3 protein-coding genes are annotated in these 2,295 nt (G+C 31.5%); 2 read left to right on the forward strand and 1 reads right to left on the reverse strand.

Going from position 1 to position 2,295, the window contains the following annotated elements; genetic code table 11:
- Nucleotides 1–788, forward strand: a 788-nt coding sequence (locus ACHAJD_RS09780; RefSeq protein ID WP_435585683.1) for a YiiX/YebB-like N1pC/P60 family cysteine hydrolase, incomplete at its 5' end; no start/stop codon positions are given.
- Between the two features lie 90 nt (nt 789–878).
- On the forward strand, nt 879–1,124 hold the full coding sequence (locus tag ACHAJD_RS09785; RefSeq protein WP_435585685.1) for a DUF2651 family protein: 246 nt from the start codon (nt 879–881) through the stop codon (nt 1,122–1,124).
- Nucleotides 1,125–2,089: 965 nt separating this feature from the next.
- Here ACHAJD_RS09785 and ACHAJD_RS09790 read toward each other — a convergent pair.
- Nucleotides 2,090–2,295, reverse strand: a 206-nt coding sequence (locus tag ACHAJD_RS09790; protein ID WP_435585684.1) for a transposase domain-containing protein, incomplete at its 5' end; no start/stop codon positions are given.

Consider the following 2,295-nt stretch of genomic DNA (forward strand, 5'->3'; position numbering starts at 1 on the left):
ATATAGATGAAAAAAAATTAGCATGTTCAGTATTTTTAATGTTTTTTCTTTTAACATCTTTTGTGCTTACTCCAACTAGCGTTCAAGCTAATAGTAGTCAAGATAATCAAAATGTTTCTATTGAAATCGATAAGGATGCTTATCATAGTTCTGATGATTTTTTTGTAACATCTTCATCTTCAGGGTGTGATTCACGGTGGTATTATGATACTGGTACAACATTACCGCAGGAAGCGGACTATACAAGTTGTGATTTGTTAAATAGAGTACGAATAGGTGATATCTTATATGAGGAAGCCACCATTGTTTCTACTTTAACAGGACATGTTGCAATAGTTGAGGGTATTTTTTTTGACAACGGCCAACCATATATTAGACTGATTGAAGCTGTTTCATGTGGTGTTGTTAGAAGTGTATTGGATTGTAATAGACTAAGTGAAAATGATGGAGAGGTTTATAGAGTAATTGGTGCTTCTTACACTGAGAGATCTAATGCAGTAGATTTTGCAATATATGAATTGGGAAAAGGTTTTAATCACGTTTTCTCCGGTGGTTGTACGTCTAGAAATACTTGGTATTGCTCCCAGCTCGTTCATTGTGCTTACGATAATCAGGGGTATAATTTAGCGGGTAATCCTATATTTTTTCCACGACAAATCACTAATAGTGATTTAACCAATATTGCAACCGTAGGTGGTGGTGGTGGATATCTACCTCCAGGTGGAGGTGATGGACCACCAGCAATAGTTCCTAACTTTTATAAGGAAGAAGATTTAGCAGCAGAATAAATTACTTTGTACTTCCCTTATCTTCATTTAATTCTCATACTGCTTTTATCATTATTAGGAAGGAGGTTCAAGATGCCTTTATTTGAGATAATGTTTTTGCTTCTATTTATTGTATTTCCTTTACTCACTATTTTAAGTTCTATTATAGGTGGGATAAAATTTAAAAGAATATATATAATGCCTTTGATTACATTTGGTACATTTTTTTTACTGTTAAGTTTAGTAACTAGAAATATTACTGAAATAATAGAAGGTCTAATGTGGGTGCTGTTATATACAGTTATCTCTTTAGTTATCGTTATTGTTACCAAAATTATTATTAAAAAAAAACATTAATTATTAACTTTATGTCTAACGCTAGGGAAGCAACACTTACTGATTACGATTAATTTTAGTAATCACCGGAAAGAGAAGTGTTGGTTAATAAAATCTATGCTTTTTTAGATAAGAAACTATATTTTACCTAGTAACACTTACAGGATTTTAAGCATCAATTGCAGACAATGTATTTTGATTTTGGAATAGCTTTATTGATATTGTTAGTATTGGGGTCAGTAGAAACATCATCGATTAATGAATAACAATCAATCTCTTTTATATAGGGTTGTACATGATTAGTCATCACTTTGTCATATTGACCTGTATTTTTTTCTAGCGTAATTAATATTATTAGTTCTCTTAGCATTTATTCTCAATAGTTTTCCGTAAAACTTAACGAATATTCAATATAGAGATGCCTACTATTAAGAGAATTGTTGTCATACTTAATATTTCAATTCTACTTTAATATGATGGGTTATATTATTTCATTTCCACTAGTTTTACTAACAAATCATGTGCTTTCTGCACTAAAAAAATAAACTCGTACAACTATTGGAAATAAACTCGTACAACTATTGCTCAAAAATGGGATAAACTCGTACAACTAAAGACATCTTAATCATACCGAGTTTATTTATCACGCTATAAGCCCATTATATGGCTTTGTTAAGCGGTTGATTGATAGATAAACTTTTTCTTTTTAATAAATAAACGCTTATTTTCAGAAGAATTAAAGGTGCATTTTCACTGATTTCTATGCAAATCTCAGTGAACTGCACCTTTTTTAGTTATTTTAGTACCGGGGGGATTTGATGGTTTTTAAGGTAGTTTTTTAGGGGGATTTGAACTTTACAAAATAATAATACAATGCTTTATCTTATGAACAGTTTTCCTAACGCCATAATCAACAATGCTAGGAAGTAAGACGGTAAGCGTCAACGGATGGACGTCAAGACAAAATAAAACAGTCCCTAGTGGAATCACTGGGGACTGTTCATAGAAAATTTTTGTCTAATGGTTTCATTGTATGGTGTTAAGGTGTTTAAATCCAGTTCATTGATTTTGGTGTTCGCCAAAATATGAAGGACATGGGCTATGTACTTATATGGATTAATATTATTTAAAATAGCTGTTTGAACGATGGAATATAAGACTGACGAAGCGTATGCACCATTAGGTGTGTTAT

This window comes from Liberiplasma polymorphum, assembly GCF_043951795.1.
GTDB classification, from domain to species: domain Bacteria; phylum Bacillota_I; class Bacilli_A; order Izemoplasmatales; family Izemoplasmataceae; genus Liberiplasma; species Liberiplasma polymorphum.